This is a genomic window from Paenibacillus sp. JGP012 (assembly GCF_014203995.1).
In the GTDB taxonomy this organism is placed as follows: domain Bacteria; phylum Bacillota; class Bacilli; order Paenibacillales; family Paenibacillaceae; genus Paenibacillus; species Paenibacillus silvae.
Genome location: NZ_JACHKG010000037.1, coordinates 1 through 13,714 on the forward strand (window position 1 = coordinate 1; position 13,714 = coordinate 13,714).

General features: G+C 42.9%; 12 protein-coding genes. 7 read left to right on the plus strand and 5 right to left on the minus strand.

Going from position 1 to position 13,714, the window contains the following annotated elements; genetic code table 11:
- The first annotated feature begins 92 nt into the window (after nt 1-92).
- Together HNR77_RS26455 and HNR77_RS26460 are read left to right on the plus strand one after the other, a co-directional pair.
- Nucleotides 93-518 carry a hypothetical protein gene (locus tag HNR77_RS26455; RefSeq protein WP_184190666.1) on the plus strand — a complete coding sequence of 142 codons (426 nt, stop codon included), beginning with the start codon at nt 93-95 and terminating at the stop codon, nt 516-518.
- Between the two features lie 29 nt (nt 519-547).
- Entirely contained in the window at nt 548-1,411 is an 864-nt protein-coding gene (locus tag HNR77_RS26460; RefSeq protein ID WP_184190668.1) for a hypothetical protein, read from the plus strand.
- Nucleotides 1,412-1,443: 32 nt separating this feature from the next.
- Here the strand turns inward: HNR77_RS26460 and HNR77_RS26465 are convergent, their stop codons facing one another.
- Nucleotides 1,444-1,659 carry a helix-turn-helix domain-containing protein gene (locus HNR77_RS26465; protein ID WP_184190670.1) on the minus strand — a complete coding sequence of 72 codons (216 nt, stop codon included), beginning with the start codon at nt 1,657-1,659 and terminating at the stop codon, nt 1,444-1,446.
- 109 nt (nt 1,660-1,768) lie between these two features.
- On the opposite strand from HNR77_RS26465, the gene HNR77_RS26470 reads away from it, so the two are divergent.
- From HNR77_RS26470 to HNR77_RS26480, 3 genes are all read left to right on the plus strand, one after another.
- A complete protein-coding gene (locus tag HNR77_RS26470) occupies nt 1,769-2,038 on the plus strand; it encodes a hypothetical protein (protein ID WP_184190672.1) in 270 nt (89 codons plus the stop codon).
- A 558-nt stretch (nt 2,039-2,596) separates the two neighbouring features.
- Nucleotides 2,597-3,634 carry an ROK family protein gene (locus HNR77_RS26475; protein WP_184190674.1) on the plus strand — a complete coding sequence of 346 codons (1,038 nt, stop codon included), beginning with the start codon at nt 2,597-2,599 and terminating at the stop codon, nt 3,632-3,634.
- 337 nt (nt 3,635-3,971) lie between these two features.
- Complete coding sequence (locus HNR77_RS26480; RefSeq protein WP_184190734.1) at nt 3,972-5,171, plus strand: MFS transporter; 1,200 nt, start codon at nt 3,972-3,974, stop codon at nt 5,169-5,171.
- A gap of 97 nt (nt 5,172-5,268) precedes the next feature.
- Here HNR77_RS26480 and HNR77_RS26485 read toward each other — a convergent pair whose 3' ends face one another.
- The 3 genes from HNR77_RS26485 to HNR77_RS26495 form a co-directional block, all read right to left on the minus strand.
- Nucleotides 5,269-5,469: a DUF6199 family natural product biosynthesis protein gene (locus tag HNR77_RS26485; RefSeq protein WP_221444012.1), complete on the minus strand. Its 201-nt coding sequence runs from the start codon at nt 5,467-5,469 to the stop codon at nt 5,269-5,271.
- 108 nt (nt 5,470-5,577) lie between these two features.
- Entirely contained in the window at nt 5,578-6,585 is a 1,008-nt protein-coding gene (locus HNR77_RS26490; RefSeq protein WP_184190676.1) for a hypothetical protein, read from the minus strand.
- Between the two features lie 493 nt (nt 6,586-7,078).
- Complete coding sequence (locus HNR77_RS26495; protein WP_184190678.1) at nt 7,079-7,672, minus strand: DedA family protein; 594 nt, start codon at nt 7,670-7,672, stop codon at nt 7,079-7,081.
- 568 nt (nt 7,673-8,240) lie between these two features.
- Here HNR77_RS26495 and HNR77_RS26500 point away from each other — a divergent pair.
- Together HNR77_RS26500 and HNR77_RS26505 are read left to right on the plus strand one after the other, a co-directional pair.
- Nucleotides 8,241-11,468, plus strand: coding sequence for a GNAT family N-acetyltransferase (locus tag HNR77_RS26500; RefSeq protein ID WP_184190679.1), 3,228 nt, complete (start codon nt 8,241-8,243; stop codon nt 11,466-11,468).
- Entirely contained in the window at nt 11,455-12,333 is an 879-nt protein-coding gene (locus tag HNR77_RS26505) for an amidohydrolase family protein (RefSeq protein WP_184190681.1), read from the plus strand. Before HNR77_RS26500 ends, HNR77_RS26505 begins: the two co-directional genes overlap by 14 nt.
- Nucleotides 12,334-12,449: 116 nt before the next feature.
- Here the strand turns inward: HNR77_RS26505 and HNR77_RS26510 are convergent, their stop codons facing one another.
- Complete coding sequence (locus HNR77_RS26510) at nt 12,450-13,511, minus strand: hypothetical protein (RefSeq protein ID WP_184190683.1); 1,062 nt, start codon at nt 13,509-13,511, stop codon at nt 12,450-12,452.
- Nucleotides 13,512-13,714 lie beyond the last annotated feature (203 nt).

The window sequence follows — 13,714 nt, forward strand, 5'->3', positions numbered from 1 at the left end:
CCGCCGAATGGCGACTGGTGATGCAACATGAACATTTTTTAAGTTCGGTGTTTCAGCAAAATAAATTTACATAAATTAGATATTCAACACGCGTGGAAACGAATAATAGAAATTTAATGTTTTATGAGAACAATACTCCAGTATTTGAGCCATACAATAAAAGTAAGCGACATATTAATAAAATAATTAATAACCTGATATCGGATATTGAAAATGTTGTGAGATATAAGTTGGAGAAATACTTCAATAACTATCATGCTCTTTTGGTAGCAGTGCTTGGTGAAACTAAATCAGGTACAAATTGGAATGTTTTCCTTGAATATGGGACTAGAGATACGGTTGCAATCTATTTGCAAAATATGGGGTTTTCTCGTCATGTTTCTTCAATTCTGCTTAAAAATTATAAAGATGCATTTGATATTAAGGATGGCAAATTGATCTCAATAGATAGAAAGAAGCTAACCAACCAATTAGTAAGTGGATCTCCAGAATACGACGAAGTGATGATGTTACTCTAACCGCAAGTATATATAAAGGTGGGGTATTTTTGAGAGAAGAAAAAGATGAATTGATAAATTTCGTGAAAGAATGTAAAAATGCATATTTAAGTAAAATGAATAATTCAACTTTTAAAATGAGTACGCTTGTATTTTTTCTTACTGGTTCTTTAATTTGGTTTATTAATACCATTCCCACCTCTAAACCAACATTTGACCAATATTATGTGTTACTAATCTCATGTACAGTTTTTTTAAATATTGTTGTACTAGGATTTGATTTGATAAATCGGATTTTTAGAAGGAATTTGGTTGAAAAGAATATTTATGGTGAGCTTAATAAACTTGAACGACAATATATGAAACCAATTTATATTACAACCTTCATTTTTAATATTTTATGGATCTTACTACTTATATCTAGTAGCGTAATTATGTTCTTTTTTAGTCATAAACTTTGGTTTTTGGCGCTACCCAATATACTAGTAATCAAATTAGCTTTTATGACCTTAATAAATTGTCTAATTCCACTTTTTAATAACTATACTAATTACAAGATACCTGTTCCAAATGAAGCAGAGGAGAGTAATAAGAAATACTCTTTTGCTATTGTGTATTATAATTTACTTCCAACATCAGTGTTGATCTATTATTTATTGTGTTTTATGTTAAGTGACTTTTTCTTTGAATATAAAAAGACCGTTTTATTTTCTTTGTATCTAACAGGTGGAATTGTATCTATATTACTAATAGCAAGAGAATGGTCAAATAAAATAATCTATTCATGGTTAGAGGACCTTTACATTGCAATCTATATGAAGAATCTTTCCTACTCACAAATTAAAAAAATTCTTAAAGAAAATTTTAGTACTGGAAGAAATATTGAAACAATGGTTTATACTGAGGACGATTGATTTCGGATAGGAATGTATACAGTTAATTAGATTTATACATCTCGAATCTCAATAATCTCCCTAATATCATCAATATCCAATGCTTCTGCAATCCGCTCAATATGAGCAAAGTTGATATTCTCACGTTTCCCAGACTGCAACTCACTTAGTGCGGCATGGCGGATATCGGCCAAACGTGCTAGTTCTCGCAGTGAGATGTTATGTTTCTCTGTGAGTTTGTGAATATTGATCACTACCTTCTTCGCCATCATAAATCACTCCTAAAATTTCCATATGGTCTTGACGTTACGCATGAGCGTACCATATACTTTTTGTATATCTGGTACTCTTATGCGTACCAATTTTAGGAGTGGTGACATGACAAGTGCCCACGACGAAGATCTGGCTTCGCAGTACGCACAACTCGTAAAGCAAGAAGATGACTACGTCGATCAACTGGTCACGTGTAACAAACTTATCCTGGATGCCATGGACATTATCGCAAAGCGGGCAGGGGCGCTGCACATGGATACAGTAAAACAAGCCGCGTATCACCTTCACGCGATGGAACAGGATTTGAACCGCAAGTTATTTGAAGTCAGGCTGGAGAAAAGCATCTTGGCCCATCACATGAGCCAGTCTACATAACTGTATGAATGAACGAAAAGGACAGTACAGGATCATTCTAGAAATGATCTTGACTGTCCTTTTAATCTTTATAACCGCTCCCAAATCATTCCCCCATATAAGCATCTCAATGGACGTAGGCATGGAGAATTCCATCGCAAACCTGAGTATTAACTAATCATGTTTCTTTATTGTATTCATTTTATTTTCTAAGTCAGAAATTCTTTTTGAGAGCCTCGACACCTTACGAAATACATAGTAGATTCCGAATAAGACTACGATAAGACATATAGTTAAAATGATAAATTCCGGCCAATAGAACCAACTCATATAAATCCACCTCCTTGACACTTAAGCTAAATTTTATCATTTCGTAACAATTATGTGAAATATAATGAAACGTACAAGCTATTTCTTCTTTCTTTGTTAGCTCAATCTTGTTCCTAATAAGCATTGACTTTCCACACCAATCCCCCTAAACTTCAATTATTAAAACACTTTTAAAAACTCCCCTCCAATATTTTCTCGAATACGTGATCACCCATATACATACAAACGAAAGGAGGCACACAACAAACGATGTTACCCACATCCCACAACACCCAACAGGTCAAACGCATTAACGTTGAAATTGTAAAAAATACACTTCGGTCGATGGGTATAGGCACGAAGGCTTCCATTGCAAACCTGACCAAACTCAGTGTGGCGACATGCGGAACAATTCTAAATGAATTACTCCAAACGGGGGAGATCATTGATCTCGGCCCGGATGAGTCGAGCGGGGGCAGACCGGCGAGTCGATATCAGTTTAATGCGGACTACGCGAGTGTGCTGTGTCTGATTATTCGTACGGAAGGCGGCATTCACTCGATCACACATACATATGCCAACCTGAACGGAGAGATGGCAGACGAACAGACTCTTCTTTTGGATGAAATTAATGTCACGGTGGTGGAGGAACTCATTGCTGAACTGATCGAGCAGCATCACAATGTGCAGGCCATCGGAATCGGGATACCGGGGGTGGCCCACAATGGTGTGATCGGTATCTGTGACGTACCTGAGTTGGCTAATCAGCCGCTGGGGTTAAGACTTAAAGAGCAATATGAAGACATCGAGGTGGTCATTGGCAACGATATGAATCTGACGGTGTACGGATTGTACAACGAACAGCAATTTGAGGAAGAGAAAAATTTTGCGGTGGTAACGTTCCCTGAAAATCATTTTCCGGGGGCAGGTTTTATTATCGATGGTCGGCCACTCACCGGGAATACGCAATTTGGGGGCGAGGTATCCTTTTTGCCGTTTGGCGTGTCACGGGAAGAGCAGCTGCGCATGCTGCAAACGACAGACGGATTGCAGGAACTCGTCGTACAGACGCTGGTCTCCATCATTGCAATTATTAACCCGGCAGCCATTGTGGTGACGGGCGACACGATGGACCCCGCGATGCGGGATGGCCTGATCCAAGGCTGCCGAGATCACCACATTCCACAAGAGCATATGCCTGAACTCACGATTCGCCGCAACACCCGGCGCGAATATGTTACCGGGCTGATAGCCGTAACACTTGAAAGCCTGACCTACCGTATACAGGTAGTTGAGAAGCAGTGGTAAAGGATCGGAACGTTGATCAGAAGGATGATCTCTCTTCAGATCAATGAATTGTAATAACTCTTTTATATAAAATGAATGATTTCATTAAACAAGTAACGGAGAGGGCAGAAAAAACCTGGAGAAGCAAGAGCGGTCGCCTTTATCACCGGATTTTCCCTTTAGAAAAGGGATTTCAAAAAAAATCTGGGGATAACAGCGATTGGAAGGTTCTTCTGTCATCGGAGTGGTCAGGTTAATGACCCTTGTTTCAACTTATATGGACACAATGGAGGAACTTATTTTGAATCAGCAAGCAAGTACACAAGACAACAAACGAAAATTTAACAAGCTGTACGCCATGCAGCTGGCAACGATCTTTCTTGGATTTATCGTATTTGGCATCTCGGAAAATATTAAAGGCCCGGCCATTCCACGCATTCAATTTGACTTCAATCTGGATGAGAAACAGCTCGGGACCTTGTTGTCCCTGAACGCTCTGGGATATCTGATCGCCTGCTCGTTTACGGCTATACTGGTTCGCAAATGGGGCATCAAGGCGGTCAGCATTATTTCATTTGCCTCGATGATTCTGTCGGGCGTGTTCATCTATGTATCGCATACGTATCCGCTCTTTGCGTCATCGTACTTCTTCATGTACATCGGCAACGGGATGCTGGAGATTGCGCTGGCGATTCTCGGGGCACGGATTTTTGTGAAAAATACAGGCACGATGATGAACCTGTCCCATTTCTTCTATGGGCTGAGTTCAACGGTGGCGCCATTGCTGGCGACAGGGGTCATGTCTCTTACGGTGTTTGGGTATCAGTTGGACTGGCGCGGTATGTATCTGGTCATGTTGTCGCTCTGCCTGTTGCCGATCATTGCGGCACTGCGCAGTACGTTCCCCGGGGATGATCTTGCACATGAAGATCGAACCTCACTCAAGACGTTAACACGTGATCCGGCCCTGTGGCTGATGGTGCTTATTCTTTCTTTTGGCGTAGTATCCGAACTGGCGGTTGGGGGTTGGCTCGTTAACTTCCTGGAGAAAGCATACACATGGGACACGGTTAAAGCTTCTGGTCTATTGTCAGCATTCTTCCTTACGTTCTCGCTGGGACGTTTGCTGCTTGGTCCACTGACGGATCGAATCGGGTTCGTACTGTCACTGATCTTGTTCTCTGGTTTCTCAGCGGTATGTACGTTTGTGGCGCTTGCAGGTGGGGAAAGTCTGGCGATCTTCTTTGCAATATCGGGCGCAGGTATTGCGATGATCTACCCAACGGTGATGGCCTTTATCGCGCGCAGATATCCAAACGGCAGTGACACGGCGATTACGTTTACGGTGACGCTCATGGGGGTTGGCAGTGTGATCGGGAACTATGTGATTGGCTGGGTGATTGAAGGCGTTAAAAACATGTACGGTGCCACCACGCAGCTCGGCTTGCTACGCGGACTTCAAGCGGGGTACGGCTTCATTGGGTTATGTGCGGTGATTTGTGCGGCATCTGGCATGGTGTTATATGTGTATTTGAAAAGAAAGCAAGAACTGATTTAGAATTCTTTAAATATTTATTCTTGCTGGTGATTCAAATTTTTGGGTTATGTCAGATGAATCACCAGTGCATTTGTTCTAAATAAAGTTTCTTTGTAATTTATAAAAATAATCCGTAAGTTGCGTATATTGCGATTCCGAGACAAGCTATTCCACCAACGCGAACAGAAAGTTTGTATAGAGACGATGGCTCGGATGTATCCGAGGATTTCCATTTCTCCGTTATCATCCACAAAATAGATGGTGCGATCAGCATCATTAAACCAAGTAAACCAAAAATAACGGCAATAGTTATAATCATTTGCAAACTCCTCTCGTCGTTTCGGATTAAAACAAAGGAAAAAGATATGACACTTTTTATTTTAACACACAAAAAAAGGAAGAGGGAATGCCCTCTTCCCTGAAGTCATTATTGTATTTGAGCGGGAAAGCTTGGGTTTACAACGTAGTATGTTAATTTCGCGGATTTATCATGATTATAGAAGGTGTATGAAGAAACAAAAGACCGTGTTTGTGAGCTTACACCAGTGAAGTAGTCTACAGCTTTTGATCCACTTGCATAACTGTCTGCATAAGTTGTATTAGTTTTGTCAGTTGTTTTTGAATAAGGAGTACCGTTGTTATAACCAGCAAGCGTGTGACTGGATGCAACAGTGAACATGTTACTGATCCATCCTAACGTTTGATATGAATCACTTTGACCTGATTTTTTAACATAAGTAAAACATACAGTAGACAAGCTTCTGTGAGTGACAACATAGCTATTATTTGTAACATTGTCATTACTACTAAACAGAAGTTCATATGGTAGCCACTGAACGATAGGGATAGCACCAACTGCTTTCTGAGCATACATAGAAGCAATATTAGTTAGGTTCTTTACTAGAATTTGTTTATTTGTGTACAGTGTGCTTCCATTTGCTCCTACAGCGAGGTTGGAGTTACCATTAAGACCTTGCGCATAAAGATCTTGAAGATTATAAGTCGTTCCATTTCGGGTAATTGAATAATTGATTTCATACCACTTGATAGCACTTGTAGTAGGCGGAACAGACACTTGGGGTGAAACCGAATCTGGATCGTTGAAGCGTTGGTTAACTTCTTCATTGGTTAGGATATTCACTCCCAGGCTTCTAAGTTCCTTTTCAAGCTTTAGCTCCATTGGATCTAGAGAACCAATTAAGTTTAAACTATCTTGCACAGTTCCAGTTTGTTGGGCGTCGGTCTCCTGTAAAAGTTTAGTGGCGCGGTGTTCATTTAACTGTTGCATTATTTCCATTATTCTTTGTTTTGTTTCATTTACTTGTGCGTTATTTTGATCATCGGTAATAGAGGTATCCTCTGTAGCAAAAGAGATAGAGGAAAAGGAAACTGTAAGAATTATACTTAGTAGAATGCTTGTAATTCTTTTTCTCATAATAATTTTAATCCTCCCATTGGTATGAATTAGATGAATACGTAAAGTCGGGCATAGCGTGGGGATGCAGAGATTCTCTTAATATGAGTCTAAAATATATGTAGTCAAACTTTCCTAATGGCACACTCCTTCCTGGAAATTTGCTGCATTCAAGTATAACAGAGCAAACTTACATGTTAATTACAATTATTAATTAGAATCAAGTTTCATCAATAATTTGTTTTATAACTAGAAATCACTCTGATATTTGGCTGAATGCAGATTCCATTAATGATATTATTTTACATGTTACAAGAAGAATATTGCATATTATTTAAAATGAGTCAATAATTCAAATGTAAGCGTTCTAAATTTAGGGTAAGAATTATAGATGTTATGTAAAGGTGGATATCCTGGCTTAAATGCCCATCATAAACGAACAAAGTCCAGACAATTCTACATCGTCTGGACTTACATCTGTCACTTCCCTTACTTCAACAAGCCATTCACTTGCCTAAGCCGGTCTTTTTTTCCAACGTTTCAACAGCATGTACATGCCAAATCCAATCATGAAGATCACGCCTGCCGGGATGACGTATGGTTTAACGACCTCACCGACTTCCTCCCATTGTGCGCCCAGTTTGTATCCAAGATAGACGTATATAGACGTAATGGGCAGCATCGCTAAGAAGGTAAAGATACTGAATTTGAACACGTTCATCTTTGCCATCCCGCAAGGGATGGAGATGACGGTGCGAATGCCGGGCACGAAACGTCCGTAGAAAGCGACCCCGCTGCCGTATTTTTCAAAAAATGTATCGGATGCTTCGACATGGTGGGGGCGGATCAGAAAATATTTGCCGTACTTCTCGACCATGGGTCTGCCGCCGTAACGCCCGAGTGCATACAGCGTCAATGGGCCGAGCGTACCTCCAACCGTACCAGCCAGAATCGCCAGCCACAGCTTCATATCCCCGAGATACACCCAATATCCCGCCATGGGCAGCACCAGTTCAGCAGGTACGAATTCAAATGATAATGCAATAACAAGCCCGCCATACGACAGATCTTTAAAGAAAAGTATAAATTGTGTGATCCACTCCGTCATGCTTTCCCTCCACAAATCTATCTATTTTTGATATAAATAAACACATCTCTCTCCAGAGTAACAAGGGCGAACAGCGCTTGTCAAAACTCGCAGGAACAGCTGATTTTTCCTATCAGACACTTGATATGTTAGCCTATACATAAGCTTTGCATAGTCCCAACATAGATACGGACGAACATGGTCTAAGGTTTCTTTTCTATATGTAATCGTTCTTGAGCCAATATGAATCTGCAGAAATAGAACACTCTGAAAATGCTTCCAAATATAGTATGATAAGACTATCGCTAGATAAGTTGAACAATTTATTTACACTCTAACGGAGAAGACAGAAAAAACCTGGAGAAGCAGAGCGGTCGCCTTTATCACCGGATTTTCCCTTTAGAAAAGGGAACTCAAAAAAATCTGGGGATAACAGCGATTGGAAGGTTATTCTGTCTTCGGAGTGGGTTGTGTAAAATTTCAGCTCAACATAGATAGATTTGGCCTGGATTCGTTCTGCAGCGATCAGACGAAGGCCAGTTAGTGTTCACGAAGACCATCCTATACATATAGAGAAGGAGAGCAGAACATGAGCGTACAAACGATCATCGATCAGATTCATATTGTTGAATACGACCATTCTTACGCCGCCAGCCTGGCTGATATGTGGAACCGAAGCAATGAGAGCTGGGGAGGCGGTACAAGGCAGAGGACAGAGGAAGCCATACGTCAGGAGATGGAGAACTCCTCCAATCTGCATGAATTTCTGGCGATTCATCATGAAGAGGTCGTCGGTTTTTGCAGCTTTGCTCATTATCGTTTTGACGAGAATGCACTATATGTACCGCTGCTTAACGTACGCCCCGACTACCACGGGTACAAGATTGGCCGCAATCTGATCCTGAAGGCTGTGGAGAAAACGGTGGAGGCCGGGTGGCCGCGCCTGGATCTGTTCACTTGGGGAGGCAACACGAAGGCGGTGCCGATGTACAAGAAATGCGGATTCTTTTGGGAGAAAAAGGACGATAGCGTACACCTGATGAACTTTATCCCGACTGTATTGCAGATGGAGGCGCTTGCTCCTTATTTTGAAACTGTAGATTGGTATGCCGACAGCACACGTGAACTGGTGATCGAGCCGGACGGACGCGAGGAGCGCGGGTTTGATTTCTTTGATTATACGTGGGAAAAAGGAGACATCGCCCTTCGGGCATCTTTTGAAAAAACAGGCCGCGGCCTGGCCGCTCTCGAAACGCCGGATTACCGCATTCACACCGAGGTTGACGAGCATCATCTGGTGTTTGGTTCGAGTTATGCCGTGCGTTATCATATCCAAAATAAATCTGCCCTTGATCTCAACATCGAGATCAAGGGACAGGATGACAAAAATATCCGTTTTGCCCTGCATGCTGTGCAAACGGTGCAGCCAGGCGAAACGATCACGGTGGAGGGCGAGTTCCAGCTCGATCCGGTGACAGAGGAACAGAACAAAAACAAGACACATCCCGCCATTAGCAGCATCTGGCTTATTAACGGTAAACAGGCTCAGTTCCGGCTTGGCATTAATCCCAAGTTTCCGGCGCAAATCACCCCTGTTCTACCCGTGAAGGAACTGTATCCGGGTATCCCGGCAGAGCTGGTGCTGAACGTTGAAAACAATGTGGATGCCGAAACGCAGTTTACCTTGGAGCTGCCCGCAGGAGATTTTCTGGATTGGACGGAGCCTAAGCTGCGTTTCGTGGTGCCTGCCAAGGGGAAATGTGCTGTACCCGTTCCGTTTACACTGCATACCTACGGCATTTATGCACAGGATGTGGAGATCACCGCTGTGCCAGCGGGAGGATCGGAGATTTCTTTTACAAGAAAACTGTCTGTGCTAATGAAGGGAATGGAGGGCAGGTACGGCGGGGAGGCGAATGGTCAGTGGATCGCGGTGAACGGCGCATACTCCCTCCATATGAACAAACATGATAACGTGATGTGGATTGAATATCCGGGGTCACATCATTCCTTCTGGTGGACGTATCCGAAGCTGGGAAAACCGTACTCGGAGGAGCTGTCCAGAAAAGAAGCGAACCAAGTACAGATTGTGGCCGAGGGGAATCATCAGGTTCTTGAAGCCGTCTATGAATTGGAAAGCTTCCCGGGATTGCTGCTGAAAGCCATTGGTAAGCTGTCCGCTAATGGCATTGCCACCTTTTCCTGTGAGGTTGTGAATACTCGTGATACGGCATGGGAAGAGGAGCTTTTCCTCATGAATAACTTTGGCTTCTTCGGTAATCGGCTTATTCTGCCTTATCAGGGGCGTTTTGTGGATATGGGCGATGATTATGCAGGTGATCCAAACCACTGGGATAGTACACAGATTACAGAGAATTGGCTATTCTGCAAGGAAGAGTATGGGGCGTGCGGCATCTATTGGGACCCTTCACTTAAGCTGTTGAAGCCGGAGTATACGCTAGGATTGCAGCATGAGCTTGGACGTCTGGAGGCAGGTGCTTCGGCTGCTACGAAGGAGACGGTCTTTGCGCTGAACACGTTTGCGAAATGGTCGGATTTCCGTGCATTTGCCCGTAAACAGCCAAGTACGGTGATCCCTGTGCTGCACAGTCATCTGGATATGACGTTGAATGATGGTAATCCCTTTGCACCGGATGTGCTTCAGGCGGAATTAATCGAACGAAAGCAGGTTTCGCTTGCTGGCACATGGGATTTGTACGTGCAGCAGGGCGACGAGCCGGAGATAAAGGCTCATACAATGGAGTTGGACACGGAAGCACAGTTGAGCTCGGCTAAGCTAGAGTTTTCACCCAAGGACAACAGAACGGCAACAGGTTGGGTTGATCAGCACCGTTCTGACTCTCCTGAACGTGCCCACCCGCAAGAGCACATTAGCAGCTGGAAAGTGCGCGGTGTTTATAGGGGAGAAGACCGGATTCAGGAGCGAAGCGCTCTGTGGTTCCCGCAAACAAGGTCCGAGGTGCAGCAAACGGTTGAAAATGGTTCAGCTGCGTCCGGAACATTGTATACCGTCAACAATGGCGTGATATCCATCACGGCTGATCCAGCCTTCTGTGGTGTTGTGCACTCGCTGAAGGTGCAGGGAGAGGAATGGCTGGACAGCTCATATCCAGAGCCTGCTCCTCGTTCCTGGTGGAACCCGTGGTATGGGGGAATGACTGTCGATATTCGCGGCATGAACGGATTCAGTCGTCAATTGGAGGAAACGAACATTTCGTGGTCGGAGCAGAAGGATCAATTCGGCAATGTGTGGAAAGGCATGCAGATCACGACTCGCATCGACAAGCATGAAGCGAATCGTGGAATGACGGTACACCAGCATTATCTGATGCTGCCTGGCGTGCCTGTGCTCTGCACCTTGCTTTCTGTGACCAATCAGAGCGGGCTGACACGGGCGAATTATGCTCTTACTGAAGCACAGTTTTTCAAGCCATCCGAGATGTATACAGAAGGCTGGATCGAGAAGCCGGGCCAGGATCGCTTTCCGCTGGGCACGGTGGATATTGGCCTGCCGTTACACCATATATTCCGAACGGGATCGGTATCACGTACGAATATGCTGCATGCAGTGAATCGTCACCCCAATCCGAGTGCCTGGGCGTTTGCCAACAATGTAGTAACAGGGCATAACGTCACGCATGAGCTTACGATTAAAGACGGAGAGACAGTCTGGACAGAGCCGACCTATCTTGTCATGGGGCCAATCAAGCTCTGTACGGCAGATGTGCACGATCTGTTGAAGCTGCATTTTGTAACAACCACAAGCGAAGAGGAGACTAACGATGCCCATCATTGATATTCACATTCATTTATCTGACATCGACAGCTTTCACCGTACTGCCATTGACCTGTCCAAGGTAGATTACAGTGCGGCTGGTCTCAAGGCGGAATTTGACTGCAATGACGTTATTCTTGGCATTGGCATGGGCGTGAGCGAGCAGACGAAGGGGGCCTTCCCCGATTCCAGCTCGCCTAACCCGATGGGGCTGGACCTGGAAGAGCATGTTCCATCCTACCTGATGGAATGTGTAGGCATCAATCCCAACCGGCTGGATGGCAAACAGGCTCAGGAAGAGCTGGACCGGATTGAAGCCAGACTTCAATCGCCCGAGGTTGCCGGAATCAAGCTGTATGCTGGTTACTATCATCACTATGTATATGACAAAATCTATACCCCGGTCTATGAGCTGGCGGCAAAATACAACCTGCCTGTGGTCATCCATACGGGAGACACCTACTCGATGAACGGCCTGCTCAAATATTCGCACCCCCTGACGGTGGACGAGCTTGCCTTGCAGCAGCGCGGCGTCAATTTTATGGTCTGTCACCTGGGTGATCCCTGGGTAATGGATGCAGCCGAGGTCGTGGCGAAAAATCCGAACGTGTACGCTGATCTGTCCGGCCTTGTGGTAGGGGATCGGCCTCACTTCGAACGCTTTATGAACGAGCCGCTGTTTATGGATCATTTCCGCCGGGCTTTGGTTTATTCGGATCATTACGAGAAGATGCTGTTTGGCACCGATTGGCCGCTGGCACCGATCGACCTGTATGCTGAATTCGTCCGCAGACTTGTGCCGGAGCAGCATCATGAGAAGGTGTTTTACGAGAATGCCTTTGGCTTGTTTCCTCGTATTAGCCAGCGAATTGCAGAGTTGAAATAGTTATTTTGTATAGGTGTGTACAGTCCCAAGTTTCAAAAAAATCCCAAAATGATATCCAAATTCGAATCTGGATATCATTTTGGGAAAATGTAAATGGATGAGCATGATTAGGTTAGTCAGCTATGGCTTATGGAAGACCTACTTCTGATTATGCCCTGTTTGGTGAAATCAGCGAGTAATGTTTCTAGTGCTTCTTTTTCCAATTGGTATAGAAAGTGTAGTTTATCAATCAATTTATTAATATTAATCTCTTTTTGAGTTATTAGGTGTTTCAAGAATTGATTAAGCATAATGGTTGTTTCTTTTTCGACCTGAAGATAGTTATCTTTAAAAACATCAGGGAAACGATAATGTCCTTCTTGTTCAATATAATTAATTTTTAGATTCATAAATTTCTTATGTTCTTTAAGCGTATACAGAAACCGTGTTTCAATATTCAGTTTTTTGGAAAGCTTCAATTCTAGAAAAGCTGTTAGTTTTTTATAGATATCCAGACCGAATGTTCGATCAGAGTAAAGCTTTGGCGTGTAAAAACTTTGAAAATTCTCCATTTCATTAAATGATGTATAATAGTTCTCCATACATTCTGCAAAATACGAAAGGGAAAATTCGTAAATTTTTCCATTGTGGTATTCTGGATTGATTTTCAGCAAATGAGTGAAGTTAAGATAATCATCATAGATATCGCATTCCTCAAACGCTTTCTTAAATTCATCGTATGGAATAGTGGTTTGAGAATATTTACCATTATAGAGAAAACCTGACATTTGAAACTCTTGAGTTGAGTCATCATATCCATATAGCATTACTGCGTGAGCGAACCTAGCGTTTTGATATGAACTCGTATTCGGAATGAAGTACTCATCAACGTGTGTCAAAATGTAATAATTTGAGTTGATTTGATCTTTAATGAACGAGATTAGATTGGGAATGGACCTCAGTATAAGGTCACGATGTAATCTTTGTGAGTCTTTAAACCACGGATTAAAGTGATGCTCAGGTGTCTGAACAAAAAAATCAAGGAATATTTCATTATTTTTTAGCTCTGATAAAAACATATTTGTATAATTTGAATAAATCCATGGCTGACAAGCCTTATTGTCTGAAATAATTGATAAATAGAAAGCATGTTGAGGATAATTTGAAATTAGAGGCTTACAAAGAGGTAGCGTTTTCATTAGTTTGTCTCCTTAAGCTATTATACTAAATTTAGGTGGAAATAATGAGCTTTTTATTTGTGTTACGTGTTAATTTAACATAAATGGAAGAGTTTTGATATACCTTGTGGGTGATTTTAGCATTTTCTGAAATTTCATGTAAAATGAATTGTAATGTGAGGTGAAGGTGCCTACTAGCAATGAATAAAACAGTCCTATGCTCA

What these genes read in the sequence shown, in the direction of transcription:
- HNR77_RS26495 (WP_184190678.1), bottom strand. Translation starts at nt 7,672, where the DNA reads ATGACGGAGTGGATCACACAATTTATACTTTTCTTTAAAGATCTGTCG.
- HNR77_RS26465 (WP_184190670.1), bottom strand. Translation starts at nt 1,659, where the DNA reads ATGGCGAAGAAGGTAGTGATCAATATTCACAAACTCACAGAGAAACAT.
- HNR77_RS26510 (WP_184190683.1), bottom strand. Translation starts at nt 13,511, where the DNA reads ATGAAAACGCTACCTCTTTGTAAGCCTCTAATTTCAAATTATCCTCAA.
- HNR77_RS26500 (WP_184190679.1), top strand. Translation starts at nt 8,241, where the DNA reads ATGAGCGTACAAACGATCATCGATCAGATTCATATTGTTGAATACGAC.
- HNR77_RS26505 (WP_184190681.1), top strand. Translation starts at nt 11,455, where the DNA reads ATGCCCATCATTGATATTCACATTCATTTATCTGACATCGACAGCTTT.
- HNR77_RS26490 (WP_184190676.1), bottom strand. Translation starts at nt 6,585, where the DNA reads ATGAGAAAAAGAATTACAAGCATTCTACTAAGTATAATTCTTACAGTT.
- HNR77_RS26475 (WP_184190674.1), top strand. Translation starts at nt 2,597, where the DNA reads ATGTTACCCACATCCCACAACACCCAACAGGTCAAACGCATTAACGTT.
- HNR77_RS26470 (WP_184190672.1), top strand. Translation starts at nt 1,769, where the DNA reads ATGACAAGTGCCCACGACGAAGATCTGGCTTCGCAGTACGCACAACTC.
- HNR77_RS26480 (WP_184190734.1), top strand. Translation starts at nt 3,972, where the DNA reads ATGCAGCTGGCAACGATCTTTCTTGGATTTATCGTATTTGGCATCTCG.
- HNR77_RS26485 (WP_221444012.1), bottom strand. Translation starts at nt 5,469, where the DNA reads ATGATTATAACTATTGCCGTTATTTTTGGTTTACTTGGTTTAATGATG.